Raw genomic sequence first — 13,409 nt, 5'->3', positions numbered from 1 at the left:
CTTTCAGAAAAGGAACTCCACCATGTACACCCAAGCAATGGACACCATGGCCCGCGAGCCCGGCGACGGCCCCAAAGCGGTCCGCTCGGCCGAGGAGGCCCTGCTCGAAGAGCGCTTCGAGGCCCGCATCGATGATGGCGACTTCATCGAGGCCAAGGACTGGATGCCCGAGCACTACCGCAAGACCCTGGTGCGCCAGATCAGCCAGCACGCCCACTCCGAGATCGTCGGCATGCTGCCCGAGGGCAACTGGGTCACCCGGGCCCCCACGCTCAAGCGCAAGGCCATCCTGCTGGCCAAGATCCAGGACGAGGGCGGCCACGGCCTGTACCTGTATGCCGCCGCCGAAACCCTGGGCACCTCGCGCGATCAGTTGCTCGACGCCCTGCACACCGGCAAGGCCAAGTACAGCTCGATCTTCAACTACCCCACGCTGAACTGGGCCGACATGGGCACCATCGGCTGGCTGGTGGACGGCGCGGCCATCATGAACCAGGTGCCGATCTGCCGCTGCTCCTTCGCCCCCTATGCCCGCGCCATGATCCGCATCTGCCGCGAGGAGAGCTTTCACCAGCGCCAGGGCTACGACGCCCTGCTGACCATGATGCAACACGGCACCGAGGCCCAGCGCGCCATGGTGCAGGACTCGGTCAACCGCTGGTGGTGGCCTTGCCTGATGATGTTCGGCCCACCCGACGACCAGTCGCCCAACAGCGCGCAGTCGATGCGCTGGGGCATCAAGCGCGTCAGCAACGACGAGCTGCGCCAGAAGTTTGTCGACGCCACCGTCGAGCAGGCCAAGGTGCTGGGCGTGACCCTGCCCGACCCCGATCTGAAGTGGAACGAAGCCCGCCAGCACTACGACTTCGGCGCCATCGACTGGAGCGAGTTCTGGCGCGTGGTGGGCGGTGACGGCCCCTGCAACCAGGAACGCCTGGGCGCCCGCGTCAAGGCCTGGGAAGACGGTGCCTGGGTGCGCGAAGCCGCGCTGGCCCATGCCGCCAAAAACACCCCGCAGCAACAGGCTGCCTGATTCAAGCAAGACAAGGAGACCTCCATGACCACCCAGAACGAATGGCCCCTGTGGGAAGTGTTTGTCCGCGCCAAGGCCGGCCTGGACCACAAGCATTGCGGCAGCCTGCACGCCGCCGACAGCAAGATGGCCATCCAGCTGGCCCGTGACGTCTACACCCGGCGCCAGGAAGGCACCAGCGTGTGGGTGGTGCGCTCGGACCAGATCGTGGCCAGCGACCCGGGCGACAAGGGCATGTTCTTCGACCCGATGGAAGACAAGGTGTACCGCCACCCCACCTTCTACCAACTGCCCGAATCCGTGAACCACATGTGAGCCGCGCCATGCAAGCCTCCATCCAACCTGGCCGCGACGCGGCCACCCAGTACGTACTGCGCCTGGGCGACACCTGCCTGATCCTGGGCCAGCGCATCGCCGAATGGTGCGGCCACGCCCCCGTGCTGGAAGAAGACATCGCGCTGACCAACATGTCGCTCGACCTGATCGGCCAGGCCCGTGCGCTGCTGACCCATGCGGGCCAGATCAGCGGCCTGGGCCATGACGAAGACCAACTGGCCTTCTTGCGTGACGAGCGCGACTACCTCAACCCCACCCTGGTCGAGCTGCCGCGCGGCGACTTTGCCTTCACCGTGCTGCGCAACGCCATGGTGGCCACCTTTCTGAAGCTGATGTGGCAGCGCCTGTCGGCCTCCAGCGATGCCGAGCTGGCCGCCATCGCTGGCAAGGCCCTGAAGGAATCGCGCTACCACCAGCAGCACGCCTGCGACTGGGTGGTGCGCCTGGGCGACGGCACCGACGAGTCGGCGCGCCGCCTGAAGGCCGCCCTGGCCCAGCTGTGGCGCTACAGCGCCGAGCTGTTCGAGGACGACGCCATCGACGAGCAGGCCGCCGCCAGCGGCCTGGGCCCGAAGTGGTCTGAACTGCAGGCCGACTGGCGTGCCGAGATGGCCGCCCTGCTGGCCGCCGTGAAGCTGCCGGTGCCGGCCGATTCGGTGTACCGCAGCACCGGCCGGCGCGGCGTGCATTCCGAGCACATGGGCTTCATCCTGGCCGAGATGCAGTATCTGCAGCGCGCCTTCCCCGGGGGCGTGTGGTGAACCAGGCCGCCGTGGTCCCCACCAGCGGCGCAAGCGGTGCTTTGGCACCGGTCTGGCAGGTGCTGGGCACCGTGCTCGACCCCGAGGTGCCTGCGCTGTCGGTGGTCGACCTGGGCCTGGTGCGCGAGGTGCTGGCCCACGACGACGGGCTGGAGATCGTGCTCACGCCCACCTACTCGGGCTGCCCCGCCACCGAGCTGATCGAACAGAACGTGCTGGCCGCGGTGGCGGAGGCTGGCCTGGGCCCGGCACGCGTCACGATGCGCCGCGCCCCGGCCTGGACCACCGACTGGATCAGCGCCGAAGGGCGCCAGAAGCTGCTCGACTACGGCATTGCCCCGCCGGGCCCGGTGGACCTCAGCGAAGGCGTGCCCATGCACTTCGTGGGGCGCACCCCCTCGGGCCGGCGCCTGGCCTGCCCGCGCTGCGGCAGCCTGCAGACCGAGCGCCTGAGTGCCTTTGGCTCCACCGCCTGCAAATCGCTGTACCGCTGCATGAGCTGCCGCGAACCGTTTGAGCACTTCAAGCCGATCTGAACCCATCGACTCTTCCTACAACAACCAGATTCAAGCGAGACCGCCATGAGCGTCATGTTCCATCCCCTGCCGGTCAAGGCCATCGAGGCGGACACGCCCGAGTCCCTGATCGTTTCCTTCTCCGTGCCCGACAGCCTGCGCGAGGCCTTCGGCTTCACCCAGGGCCAGTACCTGACCCTGCGCAGCACCATCGATGGCAAGGACCTGCGCCGCTCGTACTCGATCTGCGCCGGCGTGGACGACGGCGAGCTGCGCGTGGCGGTGCGCCGCGTCAACGGCGGCGCCTTCTCGACCTGGATCCACCAGCACCTCAAGGTGGGCGACACCGTGCAGGTGATGGCCCCGCAAGGCCGTTTCTTCGTGCCCATCGAGCCCGCCTCGCGCCGCCACCATGTGGGCATCGCCGGCGGCAGCGGCATCACGCCCATACTGTCCATCATGAAGACCGTGCTGGCACGCGAGCCGCACAGTCAGTTCACCCTGATCTACAGCAACCGCACCCCGGCCTCGACCATGTTCAAGGAAGAGATCGAGGACCTGAAGAACCGCTACATGGCGCGCCTGTCGCTGCACCATGTGTTCACCCAGGAGCATGTCGATGCGCCTCTGTACGCCGGTCGCCTGGACAGCGACAAGCTCGGCACCTTCCTGGGCAAGGTGCTCGATCCGGCCGGCATCGACCACGTCTATGTGTGCGGCCCCTTCCAGATGAATGACGAGGCCGAGCTGGCCCTGAAGGCCGCCGGCGTGCCCGAAGAGCGCATCCACATCGAACGCTTTGGCGTGGCCAGTGCCGGCCCGGCCGCCGGGGCCGTGCTGCACCAGCCCCAGGCGGGTGATGCCGAGACCGCCCGCGTGGTCATCGTGCGCGACGGCCTGCACCGCGAGATCGGCTTCAGCAAAGACCAGCCCAGCATCCTCGACGCGGCGTCGGCGGCCGGCCTGGAAGTGCCGTTCTCCTGCACCTCGGGCGTGTGCGCCACCTGCCGCTGCAAGGTGCTCGAAGGCGAGGTGCGCATGGAGCGCAATTTCGCCCTCGACAAGGCCGAGGTCGAGGCCGGCTTTGTGCTGGCCTGCCAAGCCCATCCGTTGACCCCGCGGGTCGTCCTATCATTTGACGAACGTTGAACTGAACTAGACACAAGGACACACCGATGGGCCGAGGACGGGCTGCTGGTTACAACGACCAGCGCGAGATGATTCTGGAGCAGGCCGCGCACCTGTTTGCGCGGCGGGGCTACCCCTCGACCTCGATGAACCAGGTGGCCGAGGCCTGTGGCCTGTCCAAGGCCACGCTCTACCACTACTACAAAGACAAATACAGCCTGCTGGTCAGCATTGCCGAAGGCCATGTGTCGCGCCTGCAGGCGCTGGTGGTCGAGGTGGAGGCCGAGGCCCTGGCGCCTGAGCAGCGCCTGCGCGAACTGATCCGCCGCATCGTCGAGGAATACGCCGATGCCCAGGACGCCCACCGCGTGCTGACCGAAGACGTGAAGTTCCTCGACGAGGCCGATCGCGAGCGCGTTCTGGACCACGAACGCGACGTGGTCAGCGGCTTTGCCCGGGCCGTGGCCGAGGTGCGCGGCGAGTCGCTGCAGGCCGAACTCAGCAAGCCATTGACCATGCTCTTGTTCGGCATGATCAACTGGATGTTTACCTGGATGAAGCCCGAAGGGGAACTCGACTACGATGCCATGGCTCCGATCGTGGCGGATCTGTTCATGGGTGGGTTGACTGCTGTCAAGCCGCCAAAGGCCCGTACGTCGGACTAACCCATCGCTGGTCTGAAACTGACCGATCAAGCGGGGCAAAACCGCCCCTAGAAACTGAAGGAGACAAACCGTGAAACTGCTCAAACCCGTGGCCCTGGCCACCGCCTTGCTGGCCAGCCTGCTGGCCCATGCCGACATCAATGTGGGCGTCACCGTGTCGGCCACCGGGCCGGCGGCCTCGCTGGGCATCCCCGAGAAAAACACCATGGCCCTGCTGCCCAAGACCATGGGGGGCCAGAAGGTCAATTACATCGTGCTCGACGATGCCTCCGACACCACCGCGGCCGTCAGCAACGCCAAGAAGCTGATCGCCGAGAGCAAGGTCGACGTCGTGATCGGCTCCAGCACCACGCCCAACTCGCTGGCCATGATCGACGCCGTGTCCGAGGCCCAGACCCCGATGATCACCCTGGCCGCCTCGGCCGCGCTGATCGAGCCGCAGGACGCCAAGAAGCGCTGGGTCTTCAAGACCCCGCAGAACGACATCATGATGTCGCTGGCCGTGGCTGAGCACATGGCCAACCATGGGGTGAAGACCGTGGCCTTCATCGGTTTCTCGGATGCCTACGGCGAAGGTTGGTACAAGGAGTTCGTCAAGGCGGCCGAGCTCAAGAAGCTGCAGATCATCAGCAATGAGCGCTTCTCGCGCACCGACACCTCGGTGACCGGCCAGGCGCTGAAGATCATGGCCGCCAAGCCCGACGCGGTGCTGATCGCCGGCTCGGGCACCCCGGCCGCGCTGCCGCAGAAGACGCTCAAGGAGCGCGGCTTCACCGGCAAGTTCTACCAGACCCACGGCGTGGCCAATGCCGATTTCCTGCGCGTGGGCGGCAAGGATGTGGAGGGCACCTTCCTGCCCGCCGGCCCGGTGCTGGTGGCTGATCAGCTGCCCGCCGACCACCCGGTGCGCAAGTCGGCTCTGGCCTATGTGAGCGCCTATGCCGGCGCCTACGGCCAGGCCAATGTGTCGACCTTCGGCGGCCACGCGTGGGATGCCGGCCTGGTGCTCAATGCTGCCGTGCCCGGCGCCCTCAAGAAGGGCCAGCCCGGCACGCCGGCCTTCCGTGCGGCACTGCGCGACGAACTCGAGAAGGTCAAGGAAGTGGCCGGTGCCCACGGGGTGTTCAACACCTCGGCCGCCGACCACCTGGGCCTGGACCAGCGCGGCCGCGTGATGGTCAAGATCGAGAACGGCGCCTGGAAATTCCAGCCCTGAACCCAGCCTGAGCAGGCTGTTTTGACGCCCGGGGGGATGACCCCTGGGGCGCCAGCCTGCCTTTTTGTTGCTGACCTTGGGTCGGCCTGAACGGGATTTTCAACATGGATCTTCAGATCGCCCTGATCCTGGGGCAGGACGGCGTCGTCAATGGCGCGGTGTACGGACTGATTGCGCTGGCCCTGGTGCTGGTGTTTTCGGTCACGCGGGTGATCTTCATCCCGCAAGGCGAGTTTGTGGCTTTCGGCGCCCTGTCGATGGCCATGATGCAGGCCGGCAAGGTGCCGGCCACGCTGTGGCTGCTGATCGCGCTGGCTGTGGCCACCCTGGTGGTCGAGGCCTGGCGTCACCAGCGCGGCCAGCCGGTCGAGTGGGCCGCCACGGCGGTCTGGACGCTGGCCCTGCCGGCCCTGGCCGCAGCCCTGGTGCTGCTGGTCAAGCCGCAGTCGCTGCTGCTGCAGTCGGTGGCCACGCTGGCCCTGATCGTGCCCCTGGGCCCGCTGCTGTACCGCCTGGCCTACCGCCCGCTGGCGCATGCCACGGTGCTGATCCTGTTGATTGTCTCGGTGGCCTTGCACGGGGTGCTGGTGGGCCTGGGCCTGCTGTTCTTCGGTGCCGAGGGTTACCGCACGCCGGCCTTTTCGGAGGCGCGTTTCGACCTCGGCGGCATTCCCGTCACCGGCCAGTCGCTGGTGGTGGTGGCCATGGCCGCGGTGCTCGTGGTGGCCATGTTTGTGTTCTTTGAGCGCTCCATCATCGGCAAGGCGCTGCGCGCCACCGCCATGAACCGGGTCGGGGCCCGCCTGATGGGCATCCCGACCGAGCTGTCGGGTGACCTGAGCTTTGCCCTGGCCGGCCTGATTGGCGCCGTGTCGGGCCTGCTGATCGCACCCCTGACCACGGTGTATTACGACACCGGCTTCCTGATCGGCCTGAAAGGCTTTGTCGCCGCCATCGTGGGCGGCCTGGGCAGCTACCCGCTGGCCCTGGCCGGTGCGGTGATGGTGGGCCAGCTGGAGGCGTTTTCATCGTTCTGGGCCAGTGCCTTCAAGGAGGTGCTGGTGTTCACCCTGATCATTCCCGTGCTGTGGTGGCGCTCACTGAACAGCCGCCATGTGGAGGACGAAGAATGAGCGCGCGTCAACTGACCCTGGCCTGCATCGCCGCACTGGCGCTGGCCTGGGGTTTCCTGCCTGAATTCACGCTCACCGTGATGAGCTACATCGGCCTGTATGCCCTGGTGGCCGCCGGCCTGGTGATGCTGACCGGCGTGGGCGGCATGACCTCCTTCGGACAGGCCGCCTTTGTGGGCCTGGGAGCCTACGCCACGGCCTGGGTGTGCACCTCGCCCCTGGCCGCAGCCTGGCTGCCGGCTGGCATTCCGCCGGGCTTGCTGCCCTTTGTCGGCCTGGCGCTGGGCCTGCTGGCCACCTATGCCGTGGCCCGCTTTCTGGGCGCGGTCACGCTGCGCCTGTCCGGCCACTACTTGCCGCTGGGCACGATTGCCTGGGGCCTGAGCCTGTACTACGTGTTCGGCAACCTCGATGTGCTGGGCGGCTTCACCGGCATGTCCGGCCTGCCGCCGCTGACGGTGGCGGGCTTCTCGCTGGCCTCGCCGCTGTACCTGGGGCCGCTGATCTGGGCCGTGCTGCTGTTTTGCCTGTGGGCCTTGCACAACCTGCTGGACTCGCGTGAAGGCCGGGCCATCCGGGCGCTCAAGGGCGGCCGGGTGATGGCCGAGTCGATGGGCGTGGACACGGCGCACTACCGCATCAAGCTGTTTGTGCTGGCGGCCTTGCTGGCGGCCATCTCGGGTTGGCTGTATGCCCACCTGCAGCGTTTTGTGAACCCCACGCCCTTCAACATCAACATCGGCATCGAGTACCTGTTCATGGCCGTGGTCGGCGGTGCCGGCCACCTGTGGGGCGCGGTGCTGGGCGCGGCCCTGATCACCCTGCTCAAGGAGCAACTGCAGGATTGGCTGCCCAAGTTGCTGGGCGCCAGTGGCAATTTCGAGGTGATCGTCTTCGGCCTGCTGATGCTGTTCGTGCTGCAGCGCTTTGCCGACGGTCTGTGGCCCCGCCTGCAGGCCGCCTCGGGGCGCTGGCTCAAGCCCGAGGTGCGCCGCGTCGGGGCCGCCGCGGCCGTCACGCTGCAGCAGCGCGTGCTGCCGCCCGCCGGCCAGGTGCTGCTGGATGCACGCCAGGTGAGCCGCCGCTTTGGCGGCCTGCTGGCCAACAACAACGTCAACATGAGCCTGAAGGCGCATGAGGTGCATGCCCTGATCGGCCCCAACGGCGCCGGCAAGAGCACCTTCTTCAACATGATCTCGGGTGTGGACGAGCCCACCTCGGGCGAGGTGCGCCTGATGGAGCAGCCCATGCAGGGCCGGCCTTCGCGTGAGTTTGCCGCGCTGGGCCTGGGCCGCACCTTCCAGCATGTGCGCCTGCTGGGGCAGCGCAGCGTGCTCGAGAACGTGGCCCTGGGCGCGCACCGCCGTGGCCGCAAGGGCTGGATCGCCAGCATGCTGCGCCTGGACCGCGCCGAGGAGGCCGCCATCCTGGCCGAGGCCCGGCGCCAGATCGAGCGCTGCGGCCTGGCCGAGTACATCGATCGCCCGGCCGCCTCGCTGGCCCTGGGCCAGCAGCGCGTGGTCGAGATCGCCCGCGCCCTGGCCGGGCAACCGGCCGCCCTGCTGCTGGACGAGCCGGCCGCCGGCCTGCGCCACCTGGAGAAGCAGGCCCTGGCCACCTTGCTGGACCAGTTGCGCTCCGAAGGCCTGGGCATCCTGGTGGTCGAGCACGACATGGAATTCGTGATGAACCTGGCCGACCGCATCACGGTGTTGGAGTTCGGCGAGGTGATCGCCGAAGGCACCCCCGCCGAAGTGCAGGCCAACCCCCGCGTGCTTGAGGCCTACCTCGGCGGCGAACTCAATGGAGGTGGCCTGTGAGCAGCGCGACCGTGAAACCCACGCTGCTTGATCTGCAGCAGTTCAGCGTCTCGTATGGGCAGGTCGAGGCCGTGCACCAGGTCCACCTGACGGTGGGCGAGGGCGAGATCGTCACCGTCATCGGCCCCAACGGGGCGGGCAAGACCACGCTGCTGTCGGCGGCCATGGGCTTGCTGCCAGCCCAGGGCGTGCTGACCCTGGCGGGCGAGCGCATCGACCGTCTCAGTGTCGAGGCCATGGTGGCGCGGGGTGTGGCCCTGGTGCCCGAAAAGCGCGAGCTGTTCGGTGAAATGTCGGTGGAGGACAACCTGTTGCTGGGCGGCTTCTCGCGTTGGCGCAAGGGCCTGAAAGACCAGAAGCAGCGCATGGAAGAGGTGTTTGCCATCTTCCCGCGCCTGAAAGAGCGGCGTGCCCAGTTGTCGGCCACGCTGTCGGGCGGCGAGCGCCAGATGCTGGCCATCGGCCGCGCCCTGATGGCACGCCCGCGCCTGCTGATGCTGGACGAGCCCTCGCTGGGCCTGGCGCCACTGATCGTGCGCGAGGTGCTGCAGGTGGTGTCCTCATTGCGCGATCTGGGCGTGTCGGTGCTGCTGGTCGAGCAGAACGCCCGTGCCGCGCTGCAGGTGGCCGACCGCGCCTATGTGCTCGAAATGGGCGCCGTGGCCTTGAGCGGCGCTGCCGCCGACCTGCTGCACGACCGCCGGATCATCGACACCTACCTGGGCCTGGGCGGCAAGCACTGAGCCTGCGACTAGCCTTTCACTTATCGGGAGTTCTCCATCATGACCCTTCAAAGCTTCATCGGCGGCCGCTGGATCGGCCAGCAGGCGGCGCAAGCCCTGCACAGCGCCGTCAACGGCGCCACCGTGGCCCACACCCATGCCGAGGCGCTGGATTTTGGCGAGGCCCTGCACTTTGCCCGCCGCACCGGCCTGCCGGCCCTGATGGCGCTCGACTTTCAAGAGCGCGCCGCGCGCCTGAAGGCGCTGGCCAAGTACCTCAACGAGCACAAGGAGTCGCTCTACGCGATCTCGGCCCACACCGGGGCCACCCGCGCCGACAGCTGGGTGGACATCGAAGGCGGCACAGGCACCCTGTTTGCTTACGCCTCGATGGGCAGCGGCGAGTTGCCCAGCGGCAACCTGATCCACGAAGGCCCGGCCCTGCCGCTGGGCAAGAAGGGCAGCTTTGCCGGCACCCACATCCTGGTGCCGCGCGGCGGCGTGGCGGTGCACATCAATGCCTTCAACTTCCCCATCTGGGGGCTGCTGGAGAAGTTTGCGCCCAGCTTCCTGGCCGGCATGCCCTGCATCGGCAAGCCCGCCACCGCCACCAGCTACCTCACCGAGGCGGCGGTGCGCCTGATCGACCAGTCGGGCATCCTGCCGCCGGGCGCGCTGCAACTGGTGATCGGGGGCACGGGCGACCTGCTGGACCGCCTGGAGGGCCCTGATTTCGTCACCTTCACCGGCTCGGCCGACACCGCGGCCCGGCTGCGGGTGAATGCCAACCTGGTGCGCCACAGCATCCCCTTCAATGCCGAGGCCGACTCGCTGAACTGCTGCATCCTGGCGCCCGATGTGACGCCTGACGACGAAGAGTTCGACCTGTTCATCAAAGAGGTGGCTCGCGAGATGACGGTCAAGGCGGGGCAGAAATGCACGGCGATCCGCCGCGCCATCGTGCCGCGCCAGCACCTGGACGCGGTGGCCGAGCGCCTGAAGGCCCGCCTGGCCAAGACCGTGGTCGGCGACCCGGCGCTGGAGGCCGTGCGCATGGGCGCCCTGGCCTCCCAGGCCCAACAGGCCGATGTGGCCGAGCGTGTGGCCCTGCTGCGCCAGGGGGCCGAGCTGGTCTTTGGCGGCGGCACGGCCGACTTCGCCCCGCTGGGCGAGGGCACGGCCCAGGGCGCGTTCTTCCAGCCCACGCTGCTGCTGAGCCGCCAGCCCCTGAGCCACGATGCCGTGCACGATGTGGAGGCCTTCGGCCCGGTCAGCACCCTGATGCCTTACGACGGCCTGGACGAGGCCCTGCAACTGGCCGCCCGGGGCAAGGGCAGCCTGGTGGGCTCGCTGGTCACCAAAGACCCGGCCACGGCCGCCCGGGTGATCCCGGTGGCCGCAGCCCACCACGGCCGCCTGCTGGTGCTGGACCGCGAGGCCGCGGCCGAGAGCACCGGCCACGGCTCGCCCCTGCCCATGCTCAAGCACGGCGGCCCCGGCCGTGCCGGCGGCGGTGAAGAGCTGGGCGGCATCCGCGCCGTCAAGCACTACCTGCAGCGTGCTGCGGTGCAGGGCTCGCCCAGCATGCTGGCCGCCGTCACCGGCGAGTACGTGCGTGGCGCCCGCCGCATCGAAACCGAGGTGCACCCCTTCCGCCGCCACTTCGAAGACCTGCAGATCGGCGAGTCGCTGCTCACGCACCGCCGCACGGTGGGCGAGGCCGACATCGTCGCCTTTGGCGGCCTGTCGGGCGACTACTTCTACATGCACTTCGACGAGATCGCCGCCAAGGACAGCCCCTTCGGCAAGCGCATCGCGCACGGCTACTTCGTGCTGTCGGCTGCGGCCGGCCTGTTTGTCTCGCCAGCCCCGGGCCCGGTGCTGGCCAACTATGGGCTGGACACGCTTCGCTTCGTCAAGCCGGTGGGCATCGGCGACACCATCCGCGCCCGCCTGACCGCCAAGCGCAAGATCGACCGCCAGAAGAAAGACGCCAATGGCGTCGGCCAGGGCGTGGTGGCCTGGGACGTGGAGGTCACCAACCAGCACGACGAGCTGGTGGCCAGCTACGACATCCTGACCCTGGTGGCCAAGCGCGCTTGAGTGGGGAGGAGGGGACGGCGGGCATTTGAATTAGCATGGCAGGGTTCCTGCGCCCGCTTGGCGCGGGTCTTGCCACTATTTCATCCATGTCGGCCGAACTCAACGCCCAACTTTCTGCCCAGGTCGTGCCCTTGCTGCGGGCTGGTTTGCCCAAGCTGCTGTCTGTCTACGCTTTTGGCAGCCGCATCTCAGGCCAAGCCCGACCGGACAGTGACCTTGATCTGGCGGTTCTGGTGGCCGGCTATGCCGATGGGGTGGCCTTGTGGCATCTGGCCAGCGAGGTGGCCGAATGCGTGGGTTGCGATGTCGATCTGCTCGACATGCGTGCTGCTTCGACGGTCTTGCAGTACCAGATCCTGACACAGGGCCAGCGCCTGTGGGTCGCTGACCCCCTGGTGGGCGCCTGGGAGGCCGCCGTCTTGAGCGACAAGCTGGATCTTGATGTGGCGCGTGCCGGGTATGTGCAGGACATTCTGCGCGCGGGGCGTGTGCATGGCCGATGACGTACTGATGAACAAGGCCTCCACCGTCGAGCGCTGTGTGGCGCGAGTCCGGCAGGAGTACGACAAGGGCCCCGCCACGTTCGGGGCCGATTTCACGCGTCAGGATGCGGCCATCCTCAACCTTCAACGCGCCTGTGAGGCTTGCCTGGACATGGGGCAGTACCTGCTTCGACGCGAGCGTCTGGGCCTGCCTCAGAGTGCCCGGGATGTGTTTGGCTTGTTGGCCCAGGCGGGCTGGATTGAGCCGGCGCAGGCCGATGTGATGAAGCGCATGGTGGGCTTCAGGAACATCGCGGTTCATGACTATCAAGCCCTGCAGTTGCCGATCACGCTCAACATCATCGAGCACCATCTGGGCGACTTCCTGGCTTATACCCAGCGACTCCTGCAGCACGACAGCGGCCAGGCACCTCGATAAAAATCGTAAGACCTGCATGCAGGTTTGCAGGCGCTGGGGGCTCAAGGCGCCCGCTGCTTGGCGGGCCCGGGGCGCCACCTGGCTTGGCTGGCGCCGCTTGGCGGCTACCACCGCCCGCTTTGTCGCCTGGTTTGCCGCGAACATCTGATTTCGCTTCGCTCATCTCCTTCGCTGGCGGCGCGTCAGCATCGCATCGGCCAATGACGGCCTGATGCGGAGATCGCCCATGTTGACCCTGCCGAGCCCTTCTTCAGTCTGGGGCCCTCATCACCACCTGTGGCCGCCGCGCTGCCACGATCTGCTGCAGCTGGCGCCTGCCGCTTGCGCCAGGCTGGCGCGCAGCGGGCCGGGCTGGCTGGCGGCGGCCCTGCAGGCCCGGCCCTGGGGGCTGGTGCGCCAGGGGCCCAGGCCGGCCGGGGCGGTGCCGATCGAGTTGCAGGGCCTGGGCCCGGCCCAGCGCCATGCCGACTGGGTGGAGGCGCCTCAGGTGCAGGCCTGCCTGCAGCCGGCCCAACTGCTGCAGCGCTGGTGCGCCGGTGCTGCGCGCGGCAGTGCGGCTTGGCCAGAGGGCCTGCAGGCCACGGGGCAGCGGCTGCACTCGGTCTTGTCGACCCTGGGCCTGGGCGATGCTGGCCCAACAGGGGCCTGGGCACTGGCACTGGCCAGCGGCGCTCCATGCCCTGCCGATGCCCAGGCGGGGCGCTCGCTGGGCCTGGTGATCCGTCCCGCGGCCTTGCCGGCGCCGGCAGAGGCAGCGCAATGGCTGCACACGCTGGCGCTGGCTGCTGCGCCCTGGCCTTTGGGCGTGACCCTGGACAGCCCGGCGGGTGCGCTGGCGCTGGCCGAGTTGTCCCGCCTGGCGCAGGACCTGTGCCAATTGCACGGGCCGGTGCGCATCGGGGTGCGAGATGCCCGGGGCGAGCAGCAGCTGTCTTGGGCGGAATTGCAGGCGCGTTGCCGCCCGACGGAGCAGACGCCGGCCTGAGCGAGCAGGTTGAGAGAAATTGAGGCGCGGATCAAAAATCTTCACGTGCGCCGCCGGGGCAAATCGCTACC

The 13,409-nt window shown here is 68.0% G+C and carries 14 protein-coding genes; all 14 read left to right on the top strand.

Annotation, left to right across the window (positions count from 1 at the left end; genetic code table 11):
• Positions 1-22 precede the first annotated feature (22 nt).
• The 14 genes from paaA (at position 23) to F624_RS0114525 (ending at position 13,338) form a co-directional block, all read left to right on the top strand.
• Positions 23-1,033 carry a 1,2-phenylacetyl-CoA epoxidase subunit PaaA gene (paaA, locus tag F624_RS0114590; protein ID WP_031255065.1) on the top strand — a complete coding sequence of 337 codons (1,011 nt, stop codon included), beginning with the start codon at positions 23-25 and terminating at the stop codon, positions 1,031-1,033.
• 24 nt (positions 1,034-1,057) lie between these two features.
• On the top strand, positions 1,058-1,348 hold the full coding sequence (paaB, locus tag F624_RS0114585; RefSeq protein ID WP_019575056.1) for a 1,2-phenylacetyl-CoA epoxidase subunit PaaB: 291 nt from the start codon (positions 1,058-1,060) through the stop codon (positions 1,346-1,348).
• Positions 1,349-1,356: 8 nt separating this feature from the next.
• Entirely contained in the window at positions 1,357-2,130 is a 774-nt protein-coding gene (gene paaC / locus F624_RS0114580) for a 1,2-phenylacetyl-CoA epoxidase subunit PaaC (protein WP_031255063.1), read from the top strand.
• Positions 2,124-2,666, top strand: coding sequence for a 1,2-phenylacetyl-CoA epoxidase subunit PaaD (gene paaD, locus F624_RS0114575; RefSeq protein WP_019575054.1), 543 nt, complete (start codon positions 2,124-2,126; stop codon positions 2,664-2,666). The genes paaC and paaD overlap by 7 nt, the downstream gene beginning before the upstream one ends.
• A gap of 45 nt (positions 2,667-2,711) precedes the next feature.
• The gene (paaE, locus tag F624_RS0114570; RefSeq protein ID WP_019575053.1) at positions 2,712-3,794 is read left to right on the top strand and encodes a 1,2-phenylacetyl-CoA epoxidase subunit PaaE; all 1,083 of its coding nucleotides are present in this window, start codon (positions 2,712-2,714) and stop codon (positions 3,792-3,794) included.
• 26 nt (positions 3,795-3,820) lie between these two features.
• Positions 3,821-4,438, top strand: coding sequence for a TetR/AcrR family transcriptional regulator (locus F624_RS0114565; protein WP_019575052.1), 618 nt, complete (start codon positions 3,821-3,823; stop codon positions 4,436-4,438).
• Positions 4,439-4,508: 70 nt separating this feature from the next.
• Positions 4,509-5,654, top strand: a complete 1,146-nt coding sequence (locus F624_RS0114560) for an ABC transporter substrate-binding protein (RefSeq protein ID WP_019575051.1) — start codon at positions 4,509-4,511, stop codon at positions 5,652-5,654.
• 104 nt (positions 5,655-5,758) lie between these two features.
• The gene (locus F624_RS0114555; protein WP_019575050.1) at positions 5,759-6,787 is read left to right on the top strand and encodes a branched-chain amino acid ABC transporter permease; all 1,029 of its coding nucleotides are present in this window, start codon (positions 5,759-5,761) and stop codon (positions 6,785-6,787) included.
• Entirely contained in the window at positions 6,784-8,607 is a 1,824-nt protein-coding gene (locus F624_RS0114550) for a branched-chain amino acid ABC transporter ATP-binding protein/permease (protein WP_019575049.1), read from the top strand. The genes F624_RS0114555 and F624_RS0114550 overlap by 4 nt, the downstream gene beginning before the upstream one ends.
• 11 nt (positions 8,608-8,618) lie before the next feature.
• A complete protein-coding gene (locus F624_RS0114545; protein WP_043426037.1) occupies positions 8,619-9,350 on the top strand; it encodes an ABC transporter ATP-binding protein in 732 nt (243 codons plus the stop codon).
• Positions 9,351-9,389: 39 nt separating this feature from the next.
• Positions 9,390-11,432 (top strand): phenylacetic acid degradation bifunctional protein PaaZ, encoded by a 2,043-nt coding sequence (paaZ, locus tag F624_RS0114540; protein WP_019575047.1) that lies wholly within the window; start codon positions 9,390-9,392, stop codon positions 11,430-11,432.
• Positions 11,433-11,518: 86 nt separating this feature from the next.
• Positions 11,519-11,935, top strand: a complete 417-nt coding sequence (gene mntA, locus F624_RS0114535; protein ID WP_019575046.1) for a type VII toxin-antitoxin system MntA family adenylyltransferase antitoxin — start codon at positions 11,519-11,521, stop codon at positions 11,933-11,935.
• A complete protein-coding gene (gene hepT, locus F624_RS0114530; RefSeq protein ID WP_019575045.1) occupies positions 11,925-12,353 on the top strand; it encodes a type VII toxin-antitoxin system HepT family RNase toxin in 429 nt (142 codons plus the stop codon). The genes mntA and hepT overlap by 11 nt, the downstream gene beginning before the upstream one ends.
• Before the next feature lie 226 nt (positions 12,354-12,579).
• Positions 12,580-13,338 carry a hypothetical protein gene (locus F624_RS0114525; RefSeq protein WP_019575044.1) on the top strand — a complete coding sequence of 253 codons (759 nt, stop codon included), beginning with the start codon at positions 12,580-12,582 and terminating at the stop codon, positions 13,336-13,338.
• The last annotated feature ends 71 nt before the right edge of the window (positions 13,339-13,409 follow it).

This window comes from Curvibacter lanceolatus ATCC 14669 (genome assembly GCF_000381265.1).
In the GTDB taxonomy this organism is placed as follows: domain Bacteria; phylum Pseudomonadota; class Gammaproteobacteria; order Burkholderiales; family Burkholderiaceae_C; genus Curvibacter; species Curvibacter lanceolatus.
This window is presented reverse-complemented; position numbering and strand designations above follow the sequence as displayed.

Coding starts and splice junctions, on each gene's coding strand:
- paaA (WP_031255065.1), top strand. CDS start 23: ATGTACACCCAAGCAATGGACACCATGGCCCGCGAGCCCGGCGACGGC.
- paaB (WP_019575056.1), top strand. CDS start 1,058: ATGACCACCCAGAACGAATGGCCCCTGTGGGAAGTGTTTGTCCGCGCC.
- paaC (WP_031255063.1), top strand. CDS start 1,357: ATGCAAGCCTCCATCCAACCTGGCCGCGACGCGGCCACCCAGTACGTA.
- paaE (WP_019575053.1), top strand. CDS start 2,712: ATGAGCGTCATGTTCCATCCCCTGCCGGTCAAGGCCATCGAGGCGGAC.
- F624_RS0114565 (WP_019575052.1), top strand. CDS start 3,821: ATGGGCCGAGGACGGGCTGCTGGTTACAACGACCAGCGCGAGATGATT.
- F624_RS0114555 (WP_019575050.1), top strand. CDS start 5,759: ATGGATCTTCAGATCGCCCTGATCCTGGGGCAGGACGGCGTCGTCAAT.
- F624_RS0114550 (WP_019575049.1), top strand. CDS start 6,784: ATGAGCGCGCGTCAACTGACCCTGGCCTGCATCGCCGCACTGGCGCTG.
- paaZ (WP_019575047.1), top strand. CDS start 9,390: ATGACCCTTCAAAGCTTCATCGGCGGCCGCTGGATCGGCCAGCAGGCG.
- mntA (WP_019575046.1), top strand. CDS start 11,519: ATGTCGGCCGAACTCAACGCCCAACTTTCTGCCCAGGTCGTGCCCTTG.
- hepT (WP_019575045.1), top strand. CDS start 11,925: ATGGCCGATGACGTACTGATGAACAAGGCCTCCACCGTCGAGCGCTGT.
- F624_RS0114525 (WP_019575044.1), top strand. CDS start 12,580: ATGTTGACCCTGCCGAGCCCTTCTTCAGTCTGGGGCCCTCATCACCAC.